A 25,091-nucleotide genomic window follows, 5' to 3' on the forward strand; every position below is an offset into this window, starting at 1 on the left:
AGTTCTCACCGCCGCGATCGCCCGGGGCACGTTCCTTCGTCTGGTGGATTGCGGCGGGTATAGGGTTATGCTTGGTCCAGCGGTCGTCCGACTCCCTGTCGCCGCCGGTCGAACCGCGAGCTCCGGAGTCATTTCGGGGCCCCTGTTCGGCCCAAAGAGGCTAGCAGAACCGGGAGGCGGTTGCCGGGGGTCACGACATATTTCAATCCATCGAAGGAACCGCGATGAGGCAGGATCTCGACAGCCACTGGCGCCGTTGGCTTAATCCCGGCCGACGACGCCCCGGCAGCGGCCGAAGCGGCCCTCACGATCAGCCGCGTACCCCGATCGAGCGCGACTACGACCGGGTGCTGTTCTCCACCCCGGTGCGGCGCATGGCCGACAAGACCCAGGTCTTTCCGCTGGATCGCTCCGACAGCGTGCGCACCCGCCTGACCCACTCGCACGAGGTGGCCAACCTGGCTCGCTCGGTGGGCATCGACCTGGTGTTCAACCAGGGGATCGCGGAGGGGCTGCCCGAGGCAAAACGCGACGTGCCGGCCCTGCTGGCGACCATCGGCCTGGCGCACGATCTCGGCAATCCGCCGTTCGGCCACCAGGGCGAGGATGCGATCGCCCGCTGGTTCGAGATCAATCGCGACGAGGTGCTCGACGACGACCCGGCGTTGAGCCCGGCGATGAAACAGGATTTCCTGCGCTTCGAGGGCAATGCCCAGACCCTGCGTCTCTTGACCAAGCTGCAGCTGATCAACGACGACTACGGGTTGAACCTGACGCTCGCCTCGCTGGCCGCGCTGGTCAAATACCCCGTGGCGAGCGACCAGATCGATCCCGCGCGGGTTACCCACAAGAAGCACGGTTACTTCCAGTCCGAGCGGGCCCTGATGGACGAGGTCTGGGAGGGCACCGGTCTGGCGCCCGGCCAGCGCCATCCCCTGACCTGGGTGATGGAGGCCTGCGACGACATCGCCTACTCGGTGCTCGATGCCGAGGATGCCGTCAAGAAAGGCCTGCTGTCCTTTTCCGATACCATTGCCTTCCTGCGCCACGAGGCGCCGAACGACCCGGTTGTCACTCAGGTCTGCGATGCCGCGGCCGAGGAGCACAAGGCCTATCGCCGGGAGCGTCTCTCGCCGGACGAGCTCAATGACATCTCGATGCAGACCTTCCGCATCCGCGCCATCGGCGCGTTGATGGAGGCGATCGGCGAGGTGTTCATCGAATCAATGCCGGCGATGGCGGAGGACGGCTTCGGTCGCGAGCTGGTGGACGCCTCGCGCGGCGGCCCGCTGCTGGCCGCCCTGAAGGCCTGCAACTGGCAGCATGCCTACCGGCACAAGTCCGTGCTGCGTGTCGAGCTGACCGGCCTGACCGTCATCCACGGCCTGATGGACGCCTTCTGGTACGCGATCACGCGGCGCGAGGAGCGCAATGAGCCGGCCAGCACGCGGTCCACGCCGCTGGCCGGCTACATCTATCAGCGCATATCGGAAAACTACCGCCGCGTGTTCGAGTCGCCGGGCAACCCGATGCCGATTCGCTATCGCGAGGCGCAGCTGTTGACCGACATGATCTCGGGGATGACCGACAGCTTCGCCGTAAGCCTGTACGAAGAGTTCTGCGAGGTCGGTTTCCGACCGACCACGCAGGCCTGAACCGCTACCCTTTTTCGTAACAACGCCCGATGCCAGGAGCCCGATGAGCGATTCCGAGCAACATCCCGAGAAGAGCCATTTCTTCGCCTACATCTCGCGGATGAAATACATCTACCGCTGGGGGTTGATGCGCAACACGCGCAGCGAGAACGTCCAGGAACACAGCCTGCAGGTAGCGATGATCGCCCACGCGCTGGCGGTGATCGGCAACCAGCAGTTCGGCGAGGACAACGACGTCGGCCGCATAGTCAGCGTCGCCCTCTACCACGATGCCTCGGAGATCATCACCGGCGATCTGCCGACCCCGGTGAAGTACTTCCGCGAGGACATTCGCGATTCCTACAAGGCGCTGGAGGCGCACGCCGAGCGCAAGATAACGAAGTTGCTGCCCGCGGCCCTGCGCGAGTCGTTCGCCGAGGTGATCGAGAGCGCGCGGATCGAGCCCGAGGTGCTGCGGGTGGTCAAGGCGGCCGATTCCCTGTCGGCCTACCTCAAGTGCATCGAGGAACGGGCCGCCGGCAACCGTGAATTCCGCCGAGCCGAGGAGTTCCTCGAACAGAAGCTCGAGGAGATGGAGGACATGCCGTCAGTGGCCTACTTCCGCGAGCATTTCGTCGACGCCTTTTCCCTGACGCTCGACGACCTCAGCCACGACTGAGGTTCACTCCCGCGTATCAGCCTCGGCGGGCTCGCGCGCGTCCTCGGTCTCGTCGGTGTAGAAGGGGCGCCGGGAGATCTGGCAGAAGGCCCCCTGTCGCTTGACGAAGTGGATCGAGCCGGCGACCACCAGCCCGCCGACCACCAGCAACAGCAGGCTGCTCTGCACGTAGCCGAGCGTGACGATCGCCGCCCCGATCAGGCCGACGTGACGTGACTGGATCCGCAGCAGGTCCTCATGGGGATGTGCCAGCGCGCCGAGCGCGGCCCACTCGATCGCCAGGACGATCAGCAGTACCAGCGGGGCGGTGGCCACCTTGGGATAGAACACCGCGATCGCGCCGAGCACGACGATGATTGCCAGCACCGCCCACTGGGCCAGTTGCTGGTTGCGCGAGCCGCGCGCGGTGGCCTTTAGGGTGCCCTTCAGGCGCAGCCAGTGCATCAGGCCCGTCAGGCCGGCCCAGACCCCGATGAAGATACCGGTCACAGCGGCCAGGCGCAGGTCCCAGGCGGCGACGTAGCGCGTGGTCTGCTCCCAGCCGATCACGCCCAGCAGCGTGACCGTGATGCCGCTACCGATCAGCACGATGGCCGCACCGCGGACCAGATCGATCAGGCGAGTCTCCTCATCACGATTGCCCTGGTACCACGGGGCCGCGGCGACGCCGAAGGCCAGTGCGGCGATCGCGAGCCACGCCTTCCAGCCCGCTTCCGGGAGATCCCCGGTCGCGCCCGGAAAGAGAGCGCCGGCCAGCACGATCAGGATTGCCAGCGGCAGAGCCCACATCCAGACGCGCCGTCGTGACGGGTGGGTGAGCGCCGAGAGGGCGACCAGCACCAGACCGAGCGCGAACCAGCCGGCATTGTCGATGACCAGTCCGATCCCCATTAGCGTGTCTCCTCGTCGTCGCGCTGTTCACGAGCCGTTGTCAGCTGCTCGTAGTCCTCCTCGGCATCGAGAAGTTCCTGCTCGTCGAGCTCGTCGTCGGGCTCGGCGTGGATTTCCTGTCGCAGCAGCAGAAAGGCGGTGGCGGCGGCCTGCGCGCCGAAGAACACCGCGATCGTGGAGAGCATCAGTTCGAGCGCGCTCTGCGACGTCAGCAGGGCGCTGACGGCCGCAACCACCAGGAAGCCCGAGAGCGAGGTGACGATCAGCAGCCCGCGTCCGCAGTGCTCGCGTTCGGCCCGCAATGCCCCGGTCAGGCCCAGGGCAAGGGACAGCAACACCACGTAGGCGGCAATGGTTGGATCCATGGTCGGCGTGCCTCTGCATCAGGGCCGGTGCAGACACCGGCCGGTTGGATCGTGACGGTTGTCAGTGACCCTGCTTTTCCAGGAAGGCCTTGGCATCGAGGGCGGCCATGCAGCCGGAGCCCGCCGAGGTAATGGCCTGGCGATAGACGTGATCCATGACGTCGCCGGCAGCGAACACGCCGTCGACCGACGTGGCGGTGGCGTTGCCCTCGGTGCCGCTCTTGACCTTGATGTAGCCGCCGCCCATGTCGAGCTGGCCCTCGAAGATGCCGGTGTTGGGTTGGTGGCCGATGGCGATGAACACGCCCTGCAGCTCGAGGTCGGCGGTCTCGCCGGCCTTGTCCTTGATGCGCAGGCCGTTGACGCCCATCTGGTCGCCGAGCACCTCGTCGACCTCGTGGTCCCAGTGGATCTCGACGGTGCCTTCCTCGGCCTTCTTCATCAGGCGGTCGATCAGGATGTCCTCGGCACGGAAGCGGTCGCGGCGATGCACGACGTGCACCTTCGAGGCGATGTTCGACAGGTACAGCGCCTCCTCGACGGCGGTGTTGCCACCACCGACAACAGCGACCGTCTGGTTCTTGTAGAAGAAGCCGTCGCAGGTCGCGCAGGCCGAGACGCCCTTGCCGCGGAAGGCCTGCTCGGACTCGATCCCGAGGTACTTGGCCGAGGCGCCGGTGGCGATGATCAGCGCATCGCAGGTGTAGGTGCCCTGGTCGCCGCTCAGGGTGAACGGCCGGTTTTCGAGATCGGTCGTGTGGATGTGGTCGAAGATGATCTCGGTGTCGAACTTCTCGGCATGCGCCTTCATGCGGTCCATCAGGGCCGGGCCGGTCAGGTCGTTGGCATCGCCCGGCCAGTTCTCCACTTCGGTGGTCGTGGTCAGCTGACCGCCCATTTCCATACCGGTGATCAGGACCGGATCGAGATTGGCGCGCGCGGCATACACTGCGGCGCTGTAGCCGGCCGGACCGGAACCGAGGATGAGCAGTTTGCTGTGGCGGGTGTTGCTTTCGGCCATGACGGGAAAGGACTCCTGTTCTTGATCAGTTTGCGGTCGCCGACGTGGACGAGGGCGACGGCCGGACCGGCATGGAATCGCTCGGTCCGGCAACGTGTGACGGGTTTGCCTAGAATGACCCGGAGTTTCGGGTCCGGCGACGCGTATTGGTGCGCCGGCCGGTACGTATCAGACTGTAGGATACTCGTCGAAAATTGTTGAGGCCATCGAATGCATTACCAAGGTGAACCGGACTACAAGCACGGCAGCCCGGAGGGGCTCGGCGTGCTGCTGCTCAACCTGGGCACGCCCGACGCGCCCGAGGAGTCGGCACTGCGCCGCTACCTCAAGCAGTTCCTCTCCGATCCGCGCGTGATCGAGCTGCCCAAGTGGAAGTGGTGGCCGATTCTCTACGGCATCGTGCTGCGTACCCGTCCGGCCAAGTCCGCCGAGGCCTATCGCTCGGTCTGGGATCACCACGGCGAGGGCTCGCCGCTGTTGACCATCGCCCGGGCGCAGCAGAAAGGTCTGCAGAAGCGATTGAGCGAGCAGATGGCTGGGCCGGTGACCGTGGCGCTGGGCATGCGCTACGGCAACCCGTCCGTGCCCTCGGCCCTGCATGAGCTGCGCGAGGCCGGCTGCCGGCGTGTGGTGGTGCTGCCGCTCTACCCGCAGTACGCCGGCGCGACCACCGCCTCGACGCTGGATGCGGTCTTCGACGAGTTGATGCACTGGCGCTGGGTGCCGGAGCTGCGCACCATCAACCAGTACCACCGTGACCCGGGGTACCTCGATGCCCTGGCCGCGAGCATCCAGGAACACATCGATGCGCACGGCAAGCCGGACAAGCTGATCATGAGCTACCACGGCGAGCCCAAGCGCTATCTCCTCAACGGCGACCCGTACCACTGCCAGTGCTACGTCACCTCGCGCCTGGTCGCCGAGCGCCTCGGCCTGTCCGAGGACGACTACATGGTGACCTTCCAGTCGCGCTTCGGCCGTGAGGAATGGCTCAAGCCCTACACCGACGAGACCCTCAAGGCGCTGCCCGGCCAGGGCGTCAAGCACGTCGCGGTGATCTGCCCGGGCTTCTCCGCCGACTGCCTCGAGACCATCGAGGAGATCGGCGACGAGAACCGCGAGTACTTCGAGGAATCCGGCGGCGAGACCTACCACTACATCCCGGCACTGAACGAGCGCGACGACCACCTCGACGGTCTGGCGCGGCTGGTGCGTCAGCACACCCAGGGCTGGGTCGAGCACAGCGAGTTCGATGCCGCCGAGGACCAGCGCGAGCGCGAACGGGTGCGCGAGAATGCACTGAAGGTCGGCGCCAAGCAGTGACTCGTGCCCCGCATAACCTACTGCGCCACCCGATCGCGGCGTCGCGTGCTCGCTCGCTCCTCACCTATCTAACGATATGTTTCGTCGCTCGCTCCGCGGCTCCTTGCACTCGGGCGGCTCGCGACGGTTTTGCGGGGCGCGAGGAAAATGGCTGACGGGAGCTCCAACGGTCCGCTCGCCGGCATCGGCATGGTGGTGATCGGCGACGAGATCCTCTCGGGGCGTCGCCGGGATCGACACCTCGCCGCCGTCACCGAGCGGCTGGCGGCACGCGGGCTGGTGGTCGACTGGGCCCAGTTTCTGCCCGACCGCGAGGTCACCATCGTCGACTTGCTGCAGCGCAGCCGCGCCGACGGGGCCACCGTGTTCTGCTTCGGTGGCATCGGCGCGACGCCGGATGACTTGACCCGTGCCTGTGCGGCCATGGCCTTCGGTCGCCCGCTGGTACGCCACGCCGAGGCCGCGGCCCTGATCGAGGCGCAGTTCGGCGAGGCGGCCTACCCCAAGCGGATGCTGATGGCCGACCTGCCGGAGGGCGCCGAACTGGTGCCCAACCCGGTCAACCGCGTGCCGGGGTTCGCGCTCGAAAGGCACTTCTTTCTGCCCGGGTTTCCCGAGATGGCGCACCGCATGCTCGACGGCATCTTCGCCGGGCCGTTGGCGGATCTCGGTGACGCGGGCTACGTGGAACGGTCCGTGTGGCTGGTCGACACCCCCGAGAGCGAACTGGTCGACCTGATGGAGGCGTTCTGCGCGGCGCACCCGGCCCTGCGGCTGTTCAGCCTGCCGGTGCTTTCGGCCGAGCGGCGGCTGCTCGAACTGGGTTTCACGGGCGAGCGGACGGAAGTCGAGCGCGCGATGGCCGAGCTGGTTCGGGCGCTGGCGGCGCGCGGCACGGCGGTGCATGACGAGCGACCCGCCTGAGCGACGGGCGGGGTTGAACTTCATGCGGCCAGCCCTATCTCATCGAATTCGGACCCGCCGGCCGGTGGTCTATGGTCGGGGTCCGAAGGCTTTTCCCGTGATTCCGAGTCGGAATAGGAGTTCGTCGATGTTGGATTTCCTGAGAGCGCGTCGGTCGGTGATGTTTCAGGCGCTGGTTCTTGCGGCGCTGATGGTCCTGATGACCGCGCCGGTCGAGGCGAAGTACCCCGATTTCGCCAAGCTGGCGAAAGAGAATGCCCCGGCGGTGGTCAACATCAACACCGTCACCAAGGGGCAGCAGGCGGGCCGGAACGGTCAGCCGCCGCAGATGCCCAATCTGCCGCCCGGCCCGCTCGGCGACATGTTCCGCGACTTCTTCGAACAGATGCCGCAGCACCCCATGCCGCGCTCGCGGCCGGCCCAGTCGCTCGGCTCGGGGTTCATCATCAGCGAGGACGGCTACGTGCTGACCAACGCGCACGTCGTCCGTGGGGCCGACGAGATCAGCGTGCGGCTCAACAACCAGCGCGAATACGCCGCGGAACTGATCGGCGAGGACCCGCGCACCGACATCGCCCTGCTGAAGATCGATGCCGACGGCCTGCCGACGGTCAAGATCGGTGATTCCGACGAGGTCGACGTCGGCGAGTGGGTGCTGGCGATCGGCGCCCCGTTCGGACTGGACCATTCGGCCACCCACGGCATCGTGTCGGCGATCGGCCGCGACCTGCCCAACGAGACCTACGTGCCGTTCATCCAGACGGACGCGCCGGTCAACCCGGGCAACTCCGGCGGTCCGCTGATCAACGCCGACGGAGAAGTGATTGGCGTCAACTCGCAGATCTACACCAACTCCGGCGGCTACATGGGCATCTCGTTCGCGATTCCGGTGAACGTGGCCATGAACGTCGCCGAGCAGCTCAAGGACACCGGCGAGGTGCGTCGCGGCTATCTCGGCGTGGTCATCCAGCCGGTCACCGACGAGCTGGCGCGTTCGTTCGGTCTCGAGGACACGCGCGGCGCGCTGGTGGCCCAGGTCCAGCCGGACACGCCGGCGGCCAAGGCCGGCATCGAGTCGGGCGACATCATCACCGCCTTCAACGGCAAGCCGATCCGGCGTTCCGGGCAGCTGCCGCGGCTGGTGGGCAATGCGCCGGTGGGCGAGCCCGCCACGGTGACCGTGATTCGCGACGGCGAGGAGAGGTCCTTCGAGGTGACGCTTTCCGAGCTCGACGGGGCCATGGCCGCTGGCGGCAGTGTCGGCTCGACCTACGGGCTGTCTGTCGAGCCGCTGGAAAAGGCCGACCGCGGTTCGCTGGGCGTGCGCTACGGCGTGTCGATCGAGTCGGTCGCGTCCGATTCGCCGTTCGCCGGTGCCCTAGAGGCCGGCGACGTGATCCTCGAGGTCAACCGCCGCCCGATCCGCAGCGAGAACGACCTGGCTGCCACGCTCGATGCTGCCCCGGAGAATCGCCCGGTGGCGATCCGTTTGCTGCGTCGTGGCCAGCCGCTGTTCCTGGCGGTGGATCTTGACTGATCGATTCGGGGAGCTGGGGGAACTCGTCCGCGAGCGGCTGATCTAACCCCGTGGCTCCTCAAGGAAGAACCGCTGCCCCGACCCGATGGTCGGGGTTTTTTTGTGCCATGCGAGCCGGGATTTTCTAGAATGGCCGCCTTTTCGCCATTCAACCGAACGGACGAGGACATGCGGGTAATCAGTTTCAATGCCAACGGCATCCGCGCCGCGGCGCGCAAGGGATTCTTCGACTGGCTGGCGACGGCGGATGCCGACGTGGTCTGCATTCAGGAGACCAAGGCGCAGGCCTGGCAGCTGGAGAAGGATCCGACCTTCTGGCCCGAGGGCTACCACTGCCGTTACGTCGACGCCGAGCGCAAGGGCTACAGCGGCGTGGCCATCTACAGCCGTGAGGAACCCAGGTCGGTGACCACCGAGATGGGGCTGGCCGAGTTCGATGCCGAGGGCCGATACTGTGCCTTCGAGCTGTCGGACATGACCGTCGCCTCGCTCTACCTGCCGTCGGGGTCGGCCGGCGATCACCGCCAGGCCTCCAAGGACCGCTTCCTCGAGGCCTTCCTGCCGATGCTCAAGGAGTTCCGCGAGCGGGACCGCTCGCTGATCCTTTGCGGCGACTGGAACATCGCCCATCGCGAGATCGATCTGAAGAACTGGCGCAACAACCGCAAGAACTCGGGGTTCCTGCCGCACGAACGCGCCTGGCTCGATCGGGTGTTTGACGATTTCGGCTTCGTCGACGCCCACCGCACGCTCAAGCCCGACGAGGCCGAGTACACCTGGTGGTCGAATCGCGCCAACGCGTGGAACAACAACGTCGGCTGGCGGATCGACTACCAGATCGTCACCCCCGACCTCGAGCCGCGCCTGGCCGAGGTGCAGGTGTACCGCGACGAGAAGTTCTCCGATCACGCGCCCCTGATCATCGACTACCGCTGAGCGAGCCGGGGTGTCGGAACCCTCGGGGGTGGCGGTAATCTGACTTATACTTTTCCTATCGTCGCTGGGGACATCATTGCGGAGGTTCCACATGAAACATCTGATCACCATCGTGCTCGCCGCGGCCGGCCTGGCCCTTCTGTCCGGTTGTGCCAGCAGCCTCTCCAGCGGCGCCTACTCGCGTGATTCCGCGCGCCAGATGCAGACCGTCTACTACGGCACGGTCCAGAGCATCCGCACTGTGCAGATCGAGGGCACCAAGACGCCGGTCGGCGCCGGTGCCGGTGCGGTCACCGGCGGCATCCTGGGCAGCCAGGTCGGCGGCGGTACCGGCCGCTCGCTGGCGACCGTCGGCGGCGTGGTCCTCGGCGGTCTGGCCGGGGCGGCTGCCGAGGAAGGCATCACCCGCCAAACCGGCTACGAGATCACCGTGCGGCTGGACAATGGCCGGACGGTCAGCATCGTGCAGGCGGCCGATGTATCCTTCCAGCCCGGCGAGCGGGTGCGCGTGATCGAGGCACGTGACGGCACCACCCGGGTGACCCGCTGAGCCAGAACGACAAGAAAACGGACGGAGAGACGATGACGGCAACGCCGCGTGGACAGCTATTCGTGATTTCGGCGCCCTCCGGGGCGGGCAAGACCAGCCTGATCAAGGCGCTGCGCGAGCGGCGGCCGGAGCTGGCCCTGTCGGTCTCGCACACCACGCGGCCGCGTCGGGACGGCGAGGTCAACGGCGAGCACTACCATTTCGTCGACATCTCCCAGTTCGAGGCGATGCTGGCGCAGGAGGCCTTCGTCGAGCACGCCAAGGTGTTCGACAACTACTACGGCACCAGCAAGGCGGCGATCAGCGAACAGCTGGATCGCGGTTACGACCTGATCCTGGAAATCGACTGGCAGGGCGCGGCACAGGTGAAGAAGCTGTTCCCCGAGGCGATCTTCATCTTCATCCTCCCGCCGAGCACCACCGAACTCGAGGCGCGGTTGCGCAACCGCGCCTCGGACGATGACGAGGTGATCGCCCGCCGCCTGGCGGAGGCGCGCCGCGAGATGCAGCAGTGTCACTGGTACGACTACCTGGTGATCAACGACGACTTCGACCGGTCGATCGAGGAGCTCGATTCGCTGTTCACCGCGGCCATGCTCGAGACCGACCGGCAGCGCGAACGGCACCCCGAGCTGATTGCCGATTTGCTGGGCGAGGTCGACTGAACGTAAACTAATGCTGAGACAGGTCTTTTCCGACCGAGAGACACGAAATCGAGACACGGCCCGGTCGTCCCCAGGATGGCCGGGCCGTCCAACCTGTATACCGAGGCTGAAATACCGATGGCACGCGTAACCGTAGAAGATTGCCTGGACAAGATCCCCAACCGCTTCGAGCTGGTCCTGACCGCCGCGAAGCGCGCTCGCCAGATCGAGCACGGCGCCGAGCCGCTGGTGCCGATGGGCAAGGAAAAGCCGACCGTCATCGCCCTGCGTGAACTGGGCGAAGGCAAGATCGACCGTGCCCGGATCGAGGAGATCGAGAACCAGATCACCCTGTCGCGCTCCGAGATCACCGAGCAGGAGATCCGCGCCGAGCTGGCCCAGTTTGCCGACGAGAGCGCCGAGAGCGGCCGCGCGGCCGCGGCCCCGACCGCCCCTGACGAGGCCTGATCCGGGCGACCGGGACGGGGGCAACGTGGACAGCGGCCAGACAGGAACGCCGACCGCCACCCCGTCGGCCGAGTCGCACCTGACCGACGTCTTCTTCGCCCCGCTGGCAGAACACCTCGCCGAGTATCTCGAACCGGCGGACATTGCCCGCATCCGCACGGCGTTCGAGTTCGGCGCCGAGGCGCACGCCGGGCAGACCCGCAAGAGCGGCGAGCCCTACATCAGCCACCCGATCGCGGTGGCGCACATCCTTGCCGACCTGCGCATGGACGAGGCCACCCTGGTCGCGGCCATCCTCCATGACGTGATCGAGGACACCGACATCGCCCACGACGAGATCGTGGCCGAATTCGGCGAGGAGGTCGCGCACCTGGTCGACGGCGTCTCCAAGCTCGCCCAGATCCGCTTCAAGTCCAAGGCGGAGGCGCAGGCGGCCAACTTCCGCAAGATGATGATGGCGATGGTCGAGGATGTGCGCGTCATCCTGATCAAGCTCGCCGACCGCCTGCACAACATGCGCACCCTCGGGGTGATGCGCCCGGACAAGCGCCGGCGCATCGCCCGCGAGACGCTCGATATCTACACGCCGATCGCGAATCGCCTCGGCCTCAACGCCATCCGCCACGAGCTCGAGGACCTGGGGTTCGCCGCGCTCTACCCGCTGCGCCACCGCATCCTCAACGAGGCAGTGCGCCGCGCGCGCGGCAATCGCAAGGAAATCGTCGCCGGTATCCAGGAGCGTTTCGAGCAGCGTTTCGCCCACGAGCGCCTCACCGCCGACATCCTCGCGCGCGAGAAGCGCCCCTACTCGATCTACCGCAAGATGCAGTCCAAGCGCCTCTCGTTCCGGGAGGTGTTCGACGTGTTCGCGGTGCGGGTGCTGGTCGATTCGGTCGACGACTGCTACCGGGCGCTCGGCATCGTGCACAATCTCTACAAGCCGCTACCCGGACGCTTCAAGGACTACATCGCGATCCCGAAGGCCAACGGCTATCAGTCGCTGCACACCATCCTGTTCGGGCCGCACGGGATTCCGCTCGAGGTGCAGGTCCGCACCCACGAGATGCACCAGTTCGCCGAGTCGGGGATCGCCGCGCACTGGCTTTACAAGGCGCAGGGCGATCACGGCTCGGTCACCCAGACCCGTGCCCGCGAATGGCTGCGCGATCTGCTCGAGATCCAGCAGAAGGCCGGCAACCCGCAGGAGTTCCTCGAGTCGGTCAAGGTCGACCTGTTCCCCGACGAGGTCTACGTCTTCACGCCGATGGGCGAGATCATCGAGCTGCCGCGGCGCGCCACGGCGGTGGATTTCGCCTACGCGATCCACACCGACGTCGGCAATACCTGCGTTGCCTGCAAGATCGACCGCCGCTTCGCGCCGCTGTCCACCCCGCTTGAATCGGGCCAGACCGTCGAGGTGATCACCGCGCCGGGGGCCGTGCCCAACCCCAGCTGGCTGTCGTTCGTGGTCACCGCGCGGGCCCGGGCGAATATCCGCGCCTACCTGAAGCACCTGCAGGACGCCGAGGCGATCCGCCTCGGGCACCGGCTGCTCGCCAAGGCGATGACCGCCGAGGGCTGCGACATCGACGATCTCGACGAGAGCCGGGTCGACAAGATCCTGCGCGAGTACCACCAGGAAAGCTTCAACGACCTGCTGCGCGAGATCGGGCTGGGCAACCGCATGGCACCGCTGGTGGTGCGCCTGCTCAAGGCCGAGGCCGGCAAGATCGAGCTGACCGAGTCGGCCAGCGGCACCTCGCCCGAACAGGCGCCGGTGATCATCAGCGGCACGGAAGGTTTGGTGGTCAGCTTCGCCGGCTGCTGTCATCCGGTGCCGGGCGACTCGGTCGTGGGCTTTCTCAGCACCGGGCGCGGCATCGTGGTCCATCGCCAGGAATGTTCGAATGCCGCCGACGCCGGCGAGCATCCCGAGCGCTGGCTGGCCGTCGACTGGGAGGAGCAACCTTCCGGGGAATACCAGTCGCAAATCAGCATCCACGCGAACAATGTCCGTGGTGGCCTGGCCCGCATCGCCGCGGCGGTGTCGGATGCCGGCTCGGACATCGACGACGTGCGTTTCGACGACCGCGACGTCAACCTGACCATCATCGACATCACCGTGCGCGTCACCGACCGGACGCACCTGGCCCGCGTGATGCGCTCGATCAAGCAACTGCGTGACGTGGTGCGCGTCTCGCGCCACTGACCACCGCCGGACACATCCATCGAGGAGCCAGCATGAGCCGACGAGAAATCATCCACAGCGACGACGCCCCGGCCGCGATCGGTCCCTATTCACAGGCCGTGCGGGTGGGTGACACGGTCTACCTCTCGGGTCAGATCGCGCTCGATCCGGCGAGCATGACCCTGGTCGACGGCGGCATCGAGGCCCAGACGCGGCGGGTGTTCGATAATCTCACGGCCGTCTGTCGCGCGGCGGGCGGCGAGCTTCGTGATGTGGTCAAGCTGCAGATCTACCTGCCCGACCTGTCACACTTCGATACGGTCAACGGGATCATGAAGGAATACCTCGACGAGCCGTTCCCCGCACGGGCCGCCCTCGGTGTGCGCGCCCTGCCCAAGGGGGCGGAGGTCGAGATCGACGGGGTGATGGTCCTCCCCGGCTGATCGCCAAGGCGCCTTTGCGGCATGAAAAAGGCCCGGTCGGCACAAAATGCCGCCGGGCCTTTTCACGTGGGGTGCGGGCGTGGCCTAGTCGAAGTTGTACACCAGGTTGACCGAGGTGAATGTGTCAGTCTTCTCGACACCCGCCGGGACTTCGGTGTTGTGCTGGACGGTGTAGGAGAGCTTCATCGCCAGAGTTTCGGTCAGCGAGGAGGTGATGCCGGTGATCGACTCGATCTCGGTGTTGTCCTTGCCGGCGAGCACGGTGATGTCCTGGTTGAACTTGGCGAAATCGGAGAACTGGTACTCGAAGCCGGTGGCGACCCGCGCGATCAGGTTGGTCTCCTGCGGACCGTCGTCGGTCTTGGAGACGCGCACACCGGGACCGATCTCGGCGTCCCAGAACCCCTTGTCCGAGAGCCACAGCTTGCGGCCGTAACCGGTCGCGGCACTGGCCTGGTAGTCGTAGCCGGAGAACTCGTCATGGCTACCCCGCAGCACACCGAAGAGGTAATTACGCTCGGTCAGGGCGTAGTTGGTTTCGAACTCGCCCAGTACACGGTTGGCGGTCTCATTGCCGTCTTCGCTGGCCTGCAGGGCTTCCAGGCGAAAGCCGTGAGTCCAGGGCTCGCTCTCGTAACCGACCTCGAACTTGCCGTTGACGGTCGAGGATTCCGTGTTGCCGGTCGTGATCGAGGCACCAAATTCCGTCGTGCCCGTCCATTTCTCCTTGTCGTCGCTCTCGTCGGCGAGCGCCGGGGAAAGGAACAGGGGGGACAGGATCACTGGGGCGGCAACGAGTAGTTTGCTGGTTTTCATCGGAAACACTCCGCACAACGTTGGAGACGAATGGAGGCGCCCGACGCGCCGCTGGTGCGTCGGGTTACCGTTCGTCCGTGATTTGATTGATTTGATGCCCGGTCGTTCAAGGAGAAATGCCCCATTCGGGAGGGGGCATGTCGGGCGGGGTCAAGGTGACCGAAGCGGGAAAGACTAGACGGCCGCGGCCCGGCTGTAAACAATCCCGACTGATGTACTCGGGATTGGCGCCAGGGATCGTGTCAGTGACCGCCGCCGCGGCAAGGCGGCGAGGCCGGCGCATCTTGGCGCTCGGCCCATTCGGCGGGGGTGTAGGTATGCAGCGCAAGCGCGTGCATGCCCTGCTCGAAGGCGGGCTTGAGCGGATCCTGGGTGAGGCGGTGACGCTTGATCAGCATCTGCCCCTCGAAGCGCTCGCTCACGACCACGACCCGGAAATGACTTTCGACTCGATCGCCGGCGTGCTGGCCGGACTCGTCGGTGATCTCGAGATGCGTCGGGGCGAGCTCGGCCCGCAGCGTCTCCTCGATCCATTGCGCGCGTGTGGTCATGGGTTGTCAGGCCTCGTGTCGAATGAGTGGGCGGCTCAAAGCAGCCGCACGCCCAGCAGCGGCCGGATCGCCTCGGCCGGCGTGGGCCGCCCGATCAGGTAGCCCTGGAACGAGTGGCAGCCGAGCGAGTCGAGCAGGTCGCGCTGCTCGGCAGTCTCCACCCCTTCGGCGATGATCTCAAGCGACAGCGCGTTCCCCATGGCGATGATCGCCCTGACGATCTCCAGGTCGTTGCGCTCGCCGAGGATGTCGCGCACGAACCCCTGGTCGATCTTCAGCCGGTCGAAGGAGAAGCGCTTGAGGTAGCTGAGCGAGGAATAGCCAGTGCCGAAGTCGTCCAGCGCCAGGCGCACGCCCAGATCGCGAACGGCGCCGAGCATGGTGGCGGCCTGCTCCGGGTCGTGGACCAGCGCGGTTTCGGTCAGTTCCAGTTCCAGCAGTTCCGCCGGCAGGCCGGAAATCTCCAGGGCGCGGGCAACGCGTTCGGCGAAGCACGGCGCGTGCAACTGCACGCCGGAGACGTTCACCGACACGGTGATCGGCTCACCGGTTTCCTGGCCCCAGCGAGCGGCCTGGCAGGCGGCCTCGTTCATTACCCAGCCGCCGACCTCGACGATCAGCCCCGACTGTTCCAGGAACGGGATGAAATCCTGCGGGCCGCACTGCAGTTGCGGGTCCGGTGCGTCCCAGCGCAGCAGCGCTTCCACGCCCGTGACCGCGAGGCCAAGAGCGTCCTGCTGGATCTGGTAGACGAGGTGAAAGCGCTCTTCTTCGAGGCTGTCCCGCAGCGCGCCGAGCATGTCCGAACGCCAGATCTGCCGTTCGGAGAGTCGCGGGCTGAATTCGGCCACCGGGTCGCGCTCGTTCTTCTTCGCCTCGAACAGGGCCGACTCCGCCTGGCTGAGCAGCTGCGAGACGTGTCGGCTGTGACGCGGCCAGTAAGCGACGCCGCCGCTTGCCGTCAGGCTGAGGTTGGTTGCCTCCAGTTCGAAGGAACGCCTCATCAGCTCGCGGGTTTCGTGTTCGAGTACGGCCAGGCCATCCTCCGGGCCGAGGTCGTGGGCAAGTACCGCGAATTCGTCACCGGACAGCCGCGCGACCATCCAGTTCTGCCGCGCGCCCAGTTCGCGCAGCCGGTTGGCGGTCTCCCGTATCACGCGGTCGCCTTCCTCGTGGCCGTGGCCGTCGTTGATGGAGCGGAACCGGTCGAGGTCGAGCACTAGCACGGCGGCGTGCCGGTTCTCCCGGCCCAGCTCGTCGAGGCGCCGCTGTGCCTCGATCTGGAAGAAGCGACGGTTGTAGAGGTGGGTGAGCTCGTCGTGGATGGCGAGATCTTCGTATTCCGCTTGGGTCTTGAGCTGAGAGGTGATGTCACGGGCGATCACGATCATCGCCTGGCGTCTGCCCTCGGCATCGAAGACCGGCTGCTTGATGGTGTCGAACACCTGTTCCTCGCCCTCGGGCGAGCCGACCAGTTCGGTCTGGTTGTACAGCTTGCCCGCCGCCCAGGCCCGCTGATCGGACTGGTGGCAGTGGTAGAGGGCATCGCGGAAGGTCGGCTGGGTCAGCTCGGCGAGGGCGTTGTCGTCGCAGCCCCACCACGGCAGTCCTTCGAGGTGGAACAGGTCGAGCGCGGCGCGGTTGGCCAGCAGCCAGCGGCTCTCGGCGTCCTTGATGATGATCACGTCCGGGCTGGCATCGACCAGCAGACGGACCAGGCGTTCGTTCTCGGCCAGCGCGGCTTCGGCGCGCTTCTCGCCGGTCACGTCCCGCAGCAGGTGGAGCTCCCGCGCATCGGCCGTGTCGAAGCGATGGTGCTGGAAGACCCGCTGCCCCGGGCGACTGTCGTCGACGTGCGAGACGAGGCGGGGCGCATTTTCCCCGCCGTGGCCGTCGAGCATGGTCGCGAGCGTCTCGTCGGCCCGCAGGGCGCGGGCGGCGCGGTTGAGCAGCTCCAGTCGGCCCTCGGTATCGCGGCTGACCAGCGGGTCCGGCCATTCCTCAAGCCAGTGCGAGATGTCGTGGTGGAGGTCCTTCATCCGATTCGATGTCCTTGGCGTTACCGGTCGGTCAGGTAGAGGCGGTTGTCGATCCGTTCCAGCTCGACCGGTTCGAGCCGTTGCCCTTCGCAGGGCCCGTCGGTGCATAGGCCGTCTTCCAGCCGGAAATAGGCTTGATGCACATTGCAGCGCAGCTGCCGCTCCCCCTCGTGATCCTCGAGGAAGTCGTGCCGCTCGCGCGACAGCGGCGAGCCGTTGTGCGGGCAGACGTTTCGCCAGGCGCAGACCCGCTCGCCCTCGCGCGTGACGATCAAGGGCGCCGGCCCCTGGCCGCGCCCGCCGGGCCACACGCCGAGGGCGTCGACGTCTTCCAGGTCCTCGAGTCGGCATAGCAGGCGCGGGTCGGCAGCCGGGTCGTCGGGCCCCAGGCCTGCCAGTCCGGCCTGTGCGAGCTTGCGTTCGACCAGGCGCGCGGCGAACTCGAGCGACTCGCGAGAGCTGGCCCCTCGCGAGCGCGCGTGTATGAACCCGGCGATCAGCGTATCCCCCGCGGCGATGCTGTCCACTACGGTATCGACCGGTTGCGCCGGAACATGAGCGGGTTCGTCTTCGTCGGGCAGCGACAGCCACGCCCCCTCGCTGCCCCAGCCCAGCACCAGGATTGCCTGCGGTGCCCAGTGGCGAGCTTCGTGCAGGAATCTCGCCGGCTGGTCGAAGCCGCGGCCGTTGGCGAAGGCCTTGGAGAAGAAGATCACGTCGGGGAACGACCACAGCTGGTCGAGGTGCTCGCGGTCCTTTTCGACCTCGAGCGAGATGGGCTGGTCGGTGACTTGCGCGCGGGCCAGCGCCAGCATGGCCGCGGTCTCGTCGCAGGCGCGTGCCTCGAAGTGCAGCCAGTCGTAGGCGCTCGGGTCGAGCTCCATGAACGCGCCCAGATCGAATTCCGGCAGGTCGCGGTGGTGAACGATGGTGCGGCTGCCCGTCGCCCGGTTGAGCGTGATGTACGAGGTGGGCGCGTGGCCCTCGACGCGGCGGGCATGAGAGGTGTCCACGCCATAGCGATCCATCAGTTCGGCGATGCGGTGGCCGTCGGCATCCTCGGCCAGCACGCCGGCGAAGTCGCAGGGGTGGCCGAACTGGCGCAGCACCCGCAGGCTGTTGGCCACGTTGCCGCCCAGCTCCACCCGCTGCGAGCACGCGCGCTGCTCACTGTCTTCCTCGGGGTAGTGGTCGAGTTCATTGATGATGTCCAGCGTGGCGATACCCACGCCCAGCACGTTCGTCATGGCCGCCCTTGGGGTTTTTTATGGGCCGAAGTGTACGTGTCCCGCCCGCGCTTTGGGAGGGTGATTGACTCGATTTCCCAGTGGTCGGCGGTGGCGATCAGCCGGAGAAATCCCGGCCCGCCATAGGCCCGCTGGCGGCCGGCTGCTCCGGGGTTCAGGACCCAGGGCGACTCGTCGGTATCGATCACCCGCCGATGGGTATGGCCGTAGACGATCGCCCGGGCCTCGGGATGTCGCCGTCGCAGGCGCTGGTGGCGGGTACGGGCCGGATTGACGCGGTGCCCATGCTCGATTACCAGCAGGCCGCCCGGCAGCGCGATCTCGGCCTGTTCGGGCAGGCTGTCGAGCAGTGTCTCGGTGTCCTGCGGCCACTGGCCCGGGGTGTCGTTGTTGCCGCGCACCACGATCACGTGCCCCGAGCGGGGGGCGAGTTGCCGCAGCTCGACCGGATCGACGAGATCGCCGGCGTGGACCACCACGTCGCACTCGGCGAGCAGCGGCAGCAGGTCGTGCTCCAGCGTGCCGTGCGTGTCGCTGATCAGTGCCAGCGTGATCCGTTGTCGGTCACTGAGATCCATCCCGGTCGTCCGAACAACCACAGGCTCCCTCCTCTGGTGCCTGGTTTTTCCGATGCCGGCGCCAGTAGGCGGACAGCGTCGCAATTACGATTACCGCCAGCGCGCCCATGGCGAGCCAGTCGCCCGCCATGGCGTGGTCGGTCGGTGCCGATGCCGGCAGCGCCCAGTCGAACTGGCGCCACAGCAGATCCAGCGTGATGCCGGCGATCAGGGCGAAAGCGATCACGCAGGCGAGATAAAGACCGATCAGGCGTGCGCCGAAGTGCTGCTTGAGGATGCCCAGCGTGCCGATGTTGGTGGCCGGCCCGGCCAGCAGGAACACCAGTGCGGCGCCCGGCGACATCCCCGCGACCAGCAGGCCGGCGGCAATCGGCGTCGAGGCGGTCGCGCAGACGTACATCGGCACGCCGATCACCGCCATCAGCAGGTAGCTGCCCACCAGTCCCCACGGCTGGTCGAAGAATCCCTCGGGAATCAGCACCACGGCGGTCGCCGCCACCGCGAGGCCGAAGAGCATCCACGGCGCGATGTCGAGCAGCACCTGGCCGAAGGCGTAGCCGAAGCCCTGCGCCAGCCGGTCGCCGGTGCTCGGTCCCGCGGCCTTGGGTGCGGCGGTTTCCGTGCCGCAACAGGAGCCGGAGGGCTGTTCGTCCTCGCCATCGCAGTGACCGCTGATCGACGGGGTCGACTCGCAGCAGCTGGCGGCGGTCGGGTTCTCCTTCTCCTCGCCGCTGCAGCAACCGCTGTCGGTGTCGGTGGTTGCCGTCGAGTCCGGCGCCGGGCCGGCAAATCGCCCGCTGATCAGGCCGGTGAGGATGGCGCCGACAACGGCGGCGATCGGCCGGGCGATGGCGTAGACCGGGCCGAGCAGCCCGTAGCTGACACTGATGGAATCCGGCCCCGTTTCCGGGGTGGCGACGAGGAAGGCCATCGACGGGCCGCGTCCGGCACCCGCCGAGCGCAGGCCCAGCACGGCCGGCACCACGCCGCAGGAGCACAATGGCAGCGGCGCGCCGATCAGCGAGGCGCGCACGGTCGCGCCGGCCGACTCGCCCGAGAGATACCGGGCGATGGCCAGCCGGTCGGAGAACGCCTTGATCAGTGCGGCGATCACCAGCCCCAGCAGCAGCCAGGGGGCGGCTTCCAGGGTCAGGAACCAGAGCTCGTTAAGCCATTGCGTCATCGTCGACCTCCTCGAGGGCCGCCGGGCGAATGAAGCAGCCCCGCGGCGTCATCCCCAAGTGTCGCACAGATGCGACAGCCGGCCCGCGTGATTCCCTACTCGCCGTGGTCGAGCGCGGCGCGCACCGTGCGCCAGGCGCGACGGCTGATGGCCAGCGGCTCGTCGAGATGGCGGAGGTGGCAGTGGTGCAGACCACCTTCGTGCGTAACCGACACGATCTGGCGGGGATTGGCGAGACTGTTGCGGTGAAGCCGCAGCAACCGGCCGTCGAACCGTGCCTCAAGCTCGTTGAGGCTGGTCTCGATCCACGCCTCGCGGCGCCGGCCGTCGGCCGGGTCGAGGAAATGCAGTTGCGTGGCCTTGTCCTCGGCCAGCGCGGCGACGAGGTGTTCGGCGCCCAGGCAGAGCTCCTCTCGCCCCAGGCGCACGGGCAGCGTCGGCCGGCGGGCCTGCTGGCAGCGGGTCGGCTGGGCGGCACGGTCGATCGCCGCGCGCAGGGCGTCCGGCTCGACCGGCTTGAGCAGGTAGCCGGCCGGGGCGGTCTCGCTGGCGATCAGCGCGCGGTCGGCGTGCGCCGTGGTGTAGATGATCGCCGGCGGCAGGTCGGCCTCGCGCAGGCGGTGACCCAGCCGGATGCCGTCCTCGCCGGGCATCTCGATGTCGAGGAACACCAGGTCCGGCACCGTGCGCATCGCCTCGCAGGCCTCGTCGGCGTTGGCGGCCTCGCCGACCACCTCGACGCCACCCAGCCCGACGAGCAGCCGGCGCAGTCGCCCGCGTGCCAGCGGTTCGTCGTCGACGATCAGCGCGCGCATCATGTCGTCCCTCCGTCATGCGGAATCACCAGTTTGACCCGGAAGCGTCCGTCCACCGGTCCGGCGCGCAGCGAGGCCGCCTCGCCGAACACCAGCGCCAGTCGATCGGCGATGTTCGCCAGCGCCATGCCGTTACCGTCGCCCTTGTCCCGTTTGCCCGGCACCAGGTCGTTTTCGATCACGAGGCTGATCGAGCGTTGTCCGACCTGGCACTCGATTCGGATCGCCCCGGCCGACTGCTGGCATTCGATACTGTGGCGCACCGCGTTTTCCACCAGTGGCTGGATGGTCAGCACCGGCAGGCGAATCTCGGGCAGCGGCTCGGGCAGCTGCCAGTCGACGTGCAGCCGTTCGCCGAGGCGCCAGTGTTCGAGATCGAGGTAGCGACGCGCCAGCTCGATCTCCTCGGCCAGCGAGACCCGCTCGTCGGCAGCCAGCGCCGCGCGGAACACCCGGGAAAGGTCCAGCACCGCCTGTTCGGCGGCCTCCGGGCGTTCGTGGATCAGTTCGGCGACCGTGTTGAGGCTGTTGAACAGGAAATGCGGCCGGATGCGCGCGTGCAGCGCGGAGAGCTCGGCCTCGGCGGCGGCGTTGATCTGGCGGGCGTTGGCGAGATGCAGCGAGAACACCCAGATGCCGAGCAACCCCACGACCAGCGCGATGGCAAGGTTGTGCAGCACGAACCGCGTGACCGTCTCGCTCGACTCCCAGCCCACCGATTGCAGCGCGGAAAACGCGACCGCGCTGCTGACAGCGGTCACGCCGAGCAGCAGGAGCACCACCGCGGCCAGCAGGCCGGTCAGCGGCAGGTGCTGCAGCCAGCGGCGGGTCGCACACAGCAGCGCGACCGTGACCAGCGCGATCCAGGTGACCAGCCACAGCGTGGTGCCGAAGCGGCTCCAGCGCTCCTCGGCCACGCCCGGCACCAGCGAGAGCAGCAAGGACAGCGCCACACCGAGCGCGAGCGTGATCAGGATCACGCGCGCGGTGCAGAACGCCGGCAGCGCCGCGGGCAGCAGCGTGCCGTCGCGGGCGGGGTCGTTCGCGGATGCGTTGGTCGGCTGGGTTGGCAAGCGGCGACTCCTTTCGCGTCGATGGCCTGACAGGGTCTATCTTGCCTCAAGGTTTCACGTGAATCGATTCGGGCCTCAGGGCGCCGGCGCTGGCTGCGATATACTCGCGCCATTCTCAAGGCGGGCCGGCGCGACCGACCCGACGCGAACCCGAATTGTTTCGAGGACGACCATGACCGATCGCGACGACAACCCGGCCACCAAGCTCTGGGGCGGCCGCTTCTCCGAGCCCACCGACGCCTTCGTCGAGGCTTTTACCGCCTCGATCGGCTTCGACCAGCGCCTCTACGACGAGGACATCACCGGCTCGATCGCCCATGCCCGCATGCTCGCGCGCGTCGGCGTGATCACCGAGGACGAGGCCAAGAAGATCGTCCGCGGGCTCGAGGAGATCCGCAGTGATATCGAGCGCGGCGATCTCGCCTGGTCGGTGGAGCTCGAGGACGTGCACATGAACATCGAGGCGCGCCTGATCGACCGCATCGGCGACGTCGGCAAGAAGCTGCACACGGGCCGTTCGCGCAACGACCAGATCGCCACCGACATCCGCCTCTTCATGCGCCGCGCCGTCGACGCGATCATCCAAGAGGCCAACCGCCTGCGCCACGGGCTGGTGGAACTGGCCGAGGCCGAGGCCGACACGGTCATGCCCGGCTTCACTCACCTGCAGGTCGCCCAGCCGGTCAGCTTCGGCCATCATCTGCTGGCCTGGCACGACATGCTCGAGCGCGACGTCCAGCGCCTGATCGACACGAGAAAGCGCATCAACATCATGCCGCTGGGCTCGGCGGCGCTCGCTGGCACCTCCTACCCGCTCGACCGCGACTGGGTGGCGAAAGAGCTCGGCTTCGACGGCATCACCGAGAACTCGCTCGATGCCGTCTCCGATCGCGACTTCCAGATCGAATTCCTCGCTGCCGCCTCCACGCTGATGATGCACCTGTCGCGCATCAGCGAGGAGCTGGTGCTGTGGACCTCGGCGCAGTTCAACTTCATCGAGCTGCCCGACCGCTTCTGCACCGGCAGCTCGATCATGCCGCAGAAGAAGAACCCGGACGTGCCAGAGCTGGTACGCGGCAAGACCGGCCGCGTCTACGGCAGCCTGTTCTCCCTGCTCACCCTGATGAAGAGCCAGCCCTTGGCCTACAACAAGGACAACCAGGAGGACAAGGAGCCCATCTTCGACACCGTCGACACCCTGATGGGCTCGCTGCGCGCCTTCGCCGACATGATCCCGGCGATCCAGCCCAACCGCGAGCGCATGCGCGAGGCTGCCCGCCAGGGCTTCTCCACTGCCACCGACCTGGCCGATTACCTCGTCCGCCAGGGCGTGGCCTTCCGCGACGCCCACGAGATCGTCGGCAAGGCCGTGCGCCAGGCCACCGACAAGGGCTGCGATCTCGCCGACCTGTCACTGGCCGAGCTGCAGGCCCTCTCCGGTCACATCGGCGAGGACGTCTTCGACGTGCTCACCGTCGAGGGTTCCATGGCCGCCCGCGACCTGCCGGGCGGCACCGCGCCCAAGCGCGTCCGCGCCCGAGCCGTGGCGGCACGGGCGGCGCTGGATGCGTTCAAGATTGCTTAGTCGAAACTAAAAATGCTGCCTCTATCCGGGAGGCGGATGTTTGTGACAAAGTTTTGTGGTTTGCTTCCGAAAGCCCCCGCTTCCGTTATTATTGTTACCAGATAATGAAAGGGGGAATGGGGATGTTGTGTTCGCCAATAATTGATTTTATCGAGCTTATTAGCTCTTCGTAGTCTTTTTTGTTTTCTATTTGTGTAAATTGAGAGATATATAAAAGTCTTTCTCTCTCACTTATGTAGGGTGCGGCTAAGTCTAGCGTCTTCCTGAAGTGCGTTTGTGCGGCGTTAACATAGGAGAGGGTTAGGTAGCGGTAAAAAACGAAGGCTGCAATCGTTGCGATGGCTATTCTGATCTCCATCAGCGTATCTTCTGCCTTTTCTAGTTCGGACTCTATTGTTTTTCTTTGTTTTTGTGTTTTTTCTATTATTTGGAAGGTCGATACTGAATCTTCTTCTTGGTAAGAGAGAAGACTCCATGCCTCGCTTTCTATTTTGTTTAGGTCGCTTTTTATGCCTTGAATGGTGCCTATTTTCCCGATGTCGCCTAGGGTTAAGAATAAAACCGTTAACACCAGAAGCACAGAATTTATGGTGACAAAGGATATGAATTCCCCGTATCCAGAGTGGTGCAGACCCGATATCCTCTGATAAATTCTTTTCTTTAGTCTGTCACTCCCTAGGGTTGCTATGGTCAGCGTTTTTCTGAGGGCCATTGTGCCGAATTTTCTCGTTATGAAAGCCAAGGCCATCAGGATGGCACCTGCTACAACGGCGACCTGGACAGCAAGCCAAAAATCGAGTGTCAAGGAGTACGAGGCGAATCTTTCCACGGCCTGTTTTGAGATAAGTTCTTCCATGATTTTCTATCGGCGTTGTTTTTTGGGGGAGGGGTTAGTTTGTATCTACCTGCTGTGCCAGCCAGTCGATAATATCGTTAAGCTCATCGGGGATGATGCCGTGTTCGACCGGGTAATGCCGCTCGGTGACATTCGTTAGGCCGCAGTCCTGCAGGAACGCATTCAGCCGGCCGGCGGCGCGCACCGGGATTAGCTGATCGTGCTCGCCGTGGCCGATGAACACTGCCGGGTCGCGGCCGTCGCTGGGTTTCTCGATCTGCTCGGGGGCGGGCAGCCAGGTGGAGAGCATCACGGCGGCCAGCGGCGGTCGCGGCAGGGTCAGCATCAGGCGGTTGGCGAGCACGCCGCCCTGTGAGAAGCCCCCGAGGATGTAGGGGTCGTCGCCGACCGTGTCCTGCACCTGCTGCTGCAGGTCGGCGGTGATGCCGAGGAGGCTGTCGCGGTCGGCCTCGATGTTGCCCTCGTCGGCGATCAGGTCGAACCAGCTGGGCATGGGCAGCCCGCCGTTGAGCGACACCGGAGAGACCGGCGCGTCCGGGCGGTGGATCTGCCAGTGGTGGTCGGTCAGCGTAACGCGCTGGGTGATCAGGTCGCTGATGGGGGCGAGATCGTCGCCGTCGGCGCCGAGGCCGTGGAACAGGAACAGGTGCAGCGGTCGAGTCATCGTGCCGTGTCCTTCGTAGTTGGACGGTCGTTTCTGGAAACCGGTGGTTTGACTACCCTATAGTCTCGCACGGCAAACCAC

Annotated in this window: 25 protein-coding genes; 12 read left to right on the plus strand and 13 right to left on the minus strand. The window is 66.3% G+C overall.

Annotated features, from left to right (window positions below):
• Nucleotides 1-224: 224 nt before the first annotated feature.
• Together dgt and yfbR are read left to right on the plus strand one after the other, a co-directional pair.
• A complete protein-coding gene (dgt, locus tag LV476_RS08510) occupies nucleotides 225-1,655 on the plus strand; it encodes a dGTP triphosphohydrolase (protein WP_250075247.1) in 1,431 nt (476 codons plus the stop codon).
• Nucleotides 1,656-1,698: 43 nt separating this feature from the next.
• Nucleotides 1,699-2,313: a 5'-deoxynucleotidase gene (gene yfbR, locus LV476_RS08515; RefSeq protein WP_250075249.1), complete on the plus strand. Its 615-nt coding sequence runs from the start codon at nucleotides 1,699-1,701 to the stop codon at nucleotides 2,311-2,313.
• 3 nt (nucleotides 2,314-2,316) lie between these two features.
• Here yfbR and LV476_RS08520 read toward each other — a convergent pair whose 3' ends face one another.
• From LV476_RS08520 to trxB, 3 genes are all read right to left on the minus strand, one after another.
• Nucleotides 2,317-3,204, minus strand: coding sequence for a hypothetical protein (locus LV476_RS08520; RefSeq protein WP_250075252.1), 888 nt, complete (start codon nucleotides 3,202-3,204; stop codon nucleotides 2,317-2,319).
• On the minus strand, nucleotides 3,204-3,569 hold the full coding sequence (locus LV476_RS08525) for a hypothetical protein (protein WP_250075254.1): 366 nt from the start codon (nucleotides 3,567-3,569) through the stop codon (nucleotides 3,204-3,206). The genes LV476_RS08520 and LV476_RS08525 overlap by 1 nt, the downstream gene beginning before the upstream one ends.
• A gap of 61 nt (nucleotides 3,570-3,630) precedes the next feature.
• Nucleotides 3,631-4,590 (minus strand): thioredoxin-disulfide reductase, encoded by a 960-nt coding sequence (trxB, locus tag LV476_RS08530; RefSeq protein ID WP_250075256.1) that lies wholly within the window; start codon nucleotides 4,588-4,590, stop codon nucleotides 3,631-3,633.
• 210 nt (nucleotides 4,591-4,800) lie between these two features.
• Here trxB and hemH point away from each other — a divergent pair, with 210 nt between their 5' ends.
• The 9 genes from hemH to LV476_RS08575 all read left to right on the plus strand — a co-directional run bounded on the left by hemH (nucleotide 4,801) and on the right by LV476_RS08575 (nucleotide 13,603).
• On the plus strand, nucleotides 4,801-5,913 hold the full coding sequence (hemH, locus tag LV476_RS08535) for a ferrochelatase (protein ID WP_250075258.1): 1,113 nt from the start codon (nucleotides 4,801-4,803) through the stop codon (nucleotides 5,911-5,913).
• A 147-nt stretch (nucleotides 5,914-6,060) separates the two neighbouring features.
• On the plus strand, nucleotides 6,061-6,837 hold the full coding sequence (locus LV476_RS08540) for a competence/damage-inducible protein A (RefSeq protein WP_250075261.1): 777 nt from the start codon (nucleotides 6,061-6,063) through the stop codon (nucleotides 6,835-6,837).
• Between the two features lie 127 nt (nucleotides 6,838-6,964).
• On the plus strand, nucleotides 6,965-8,374 hold the full coding sequence (locus LV476_RS08545) for a DegQ family serine endoprotease (RefSeq protein WP_250075262.1): 1,410 nt from the start codon (nucleotides 6,965-6,967) through the stop codon (nucleotides 8,372-8,374).
• A 168-nt stretch (nucleotides 8,375-8,542) separates the two neighbouring features.
• Complete coding sequence (locus LV476_RS08550) at nucleotides 8,543-9,310, plus strand: exodeoxyribonuclease III (RefSeq protein ID WP_250076304.1); 768 nt, start codon at nucleotides 8,543-8,545, stop codon at nucleotides 9,308-9,310.
• 91 nt (nucleotides 9,311-9,401) lie between these two features.
• On the plus strand, nucleotides 9,402-9,860 hold the full coding sequence (locus LV476_RS08555; protein WP_250075264.1) for a glycine zipper 2TM domain-containing protein: 459 nt from the start codon (nucleotides 9,402-9,404) through the stop codon (nucleotides 9,858-9,860).
• Nucleotides 9,861-9,892: 32 nt separating this feature from the next.
• Nucleotides 9,893-10,525: a guanylate kinase gene (gene gmk, locus LV476_RS08560; RefSeq protein ID WP_250075265.1), complete on the plus strand. Its 633-nt coding sequence runs from the start codon at nucleotides 9,893-9,895 to the stop codon at nucleotides 10,523-10,525.
• A 117-nt stretch (nucleotides 10,526-10,642) separates the two neighbouring features.
• Nucleotides 10,643-10,972: a DNA-directed RNA polymerase subunit omega gene (gene rpoZ, locus LV476_RS08565; protein WP_058574950.1), complete on the plus strand. Its 330-nt coding sequence runs from the start codon at nucleotides 10,643-10,645 to the stop codon at nucleotides 10,970-10,972.
• A gap of 25 nt (nucleotides 10,973-10,997) precedes the next feature.
• Entirely contained in the window at nucleotides 10,998-13,181 is a 2,184-nt protein-coding gene (locus LV476_RS08570; RefSeq protein ID WP_250075267.1) for a RelA/SpoT family protein, read from the plus strand.
• A 32-nt stretch (nucleotides 13,182-13,213) separates the two neighbouring features.
• Nucleotides 13,214-13,603, plus strand: coding sequence for a RidA family protein (locus tag LV476_RS08575; RefSeq protein WP_250075269.1), 390 nt, complete (start codon nucleotides 13,214-13,216; stop codon nucleotides 13,601-13,603).
• 84 nt (nucleotides 13,604-13,687) lie between these two features.
• Here the strand turns inward: LV476_RS08575 and LV476_RS08580 are convergent, their stop codons facing one another.
• From LV476_RS08580 to LV476_RS08615, 8 genes are all read right to left on the minus strand, one after another.
• Nucleotides 13,688-14,419, minus strand: coding sequence for a DUF481 domain-containing protein (locus LV476_RS08580; protein ID WP_250075272.1), 732 nt, complete (start codon nucleotides 14,417-14,419; stop codon nucleotides 13,688-13,690).
• Between the two features lie 242 nt (nucleotides 14,420-14,661).
• Nucleotides 14,662-14,970 (minus strand): BolA family protein, encoded by a 309-nt coding sequence (locus tag LV476_RS08585; protein ID WP_250075274.1) that lies wholly within the window; start codon nucleotides 14,968-14,970, stop codon nucleotides 14,662-14,664.
• Between the two features lie 35 nt (nucleotides 14,971-15,005).
• On the minus strand, nucleotides 15,006-17,009 hold the full coding sequence (locus tag LV476_RS08590) for a putative bifunctional diguanylate cyclase/phosphodiesterase (RefSeq protein ID WP_250075276.1): 2,004 nt from the start codon (nucleotides 17,007-17,009) through the stop codon (nucleotides 15,006-15,008).
• Nucleotides 17,010-17,029: 20 nt separating this feature from the next.
• Nucleotides 17,030-18,256, minus strand: a complete 1,227-nt coding sequence (locus LV476_RS08595) for a PfkB family carbohydrate kinase (RefSeq protein ID WP_250075277.1) — start codon at nucleotides 18,254-18,256, stop codon at nucleotides 17,030-17,032.
• Entirely contained in the window at nucleotides 18,253-18,834 is a 582-nt protein-coding gene (locus tag LV476_RS08600) for a metallophosphoesterase family protein (protein ID WP_250075278.1), read from the minus strand. Before LV476_RS08600 ends, LV476_RS08595 begins: the two co-directional genes overlap by 4 nt.
• Nucleotides 18,821-20,017 (minus strand): SO_0444 family Cu/Zn efflux transporter, encoded by a 1,197-nt coding sequence (locus LV476_RS08605; protein WP_250075279.1) that lies wholly within the window; start codon nucleotides 20,015-20,017, stop codon nucleotides 18,821-18,823. The genes LV476_RS08600 and LV476_RS08605 overlap by 14 nt, the downstream gene beginning before the upstream one ends.
• 95 nt (nucleotides 20,018-20,112) lie before the next feature.
• Nucleotides 20,113-20,835 (minus strand): LytR/AlgR family response regulator transcription factor, encoded by a 723-nt coding sequence (locus tag LV476_RS08610; RefSeq protein WP_250075281.1) that lies wholly within the window; start codon nucleotides 20,833-20,835, stop codon nucleotides 20,113-20,115.
• The gene (locus LV476_RS08615; RefSeq protein WP_250075283.1) at nucleotides 20,832-21,905 is read right to left on the minus strand and encodes a sensor histidine kinase; all 1,074 of its coding nucleotides are present in this window, start codon (nucleotides 21,903-21,905) and stop codon (nucleotides 20,832-20,834) included. Before LV476_RS08615 ends, LV476_RS08610 begins: the two co-directional genes overlap by 4 nt.
• Before the next feature lie 172 nt (nucleotides 21,906-22,077).
• On the opposite strand from LV476_RS08615, the gene argH reads away from it, so the two are divergent.
• Nucleotides 22,078-23,490, plus strand: a complete 1,413-nt coding sequence (gene argH / locus LV476_RS08620; protein WP_250075285.1) for an argininosuccinate lyase — start codon at nucleotides 22,078-22,080, stop codon at nucleotides 23,488-23,490.
• 94 nt (nucleotides 23,491-23,584) lie between these two features.
• Here argH and LV476_RS08625 read toward each other — a convergent pair whose 3' ends face one another.
• Together LV476_RS08625 and LV476_RS08630 are read right to left on the minus strand one after the other, a co-directional pair.
• Nucleotides 23,585-24,346 (minus strand): hypothetical protein, encoded by a 762-nt coding sequence (locus LV476_RS08625; protein WP_250075287.1) that lies wholly within the window; start codon nucleotides 24,344-24,346, stop codon nucleotides 23,585-23,587.
• A gap of 34 nt (nucleotides 24,347-24,380) precedes the next feature.
• Nucleotides 24,381-25,010, minus strand: a complete 630-nt coding sequence (locus LV476_RS08630) for an alpha/beta hydrolase (RefSeq protein WP_250075289.1) — start codon at nucleotides 25,008-25,010, stop codon at nucleotides 24,381-24,383.
• Nucleotides 25,011-25,091: the final 81 nt, after the last annotated feature.

It is taken from the genome of Guyparkeria hydrothermalis (assembly GCF_023555385.1).
Taxonomy (GTDB): Bacteria; Pseudomonadota; Gammaproteobacteria; order Halothiobacillales; family Halothiobacillaceae; genus Guyparkeria; species Guyparkeria hydrothermalis_A.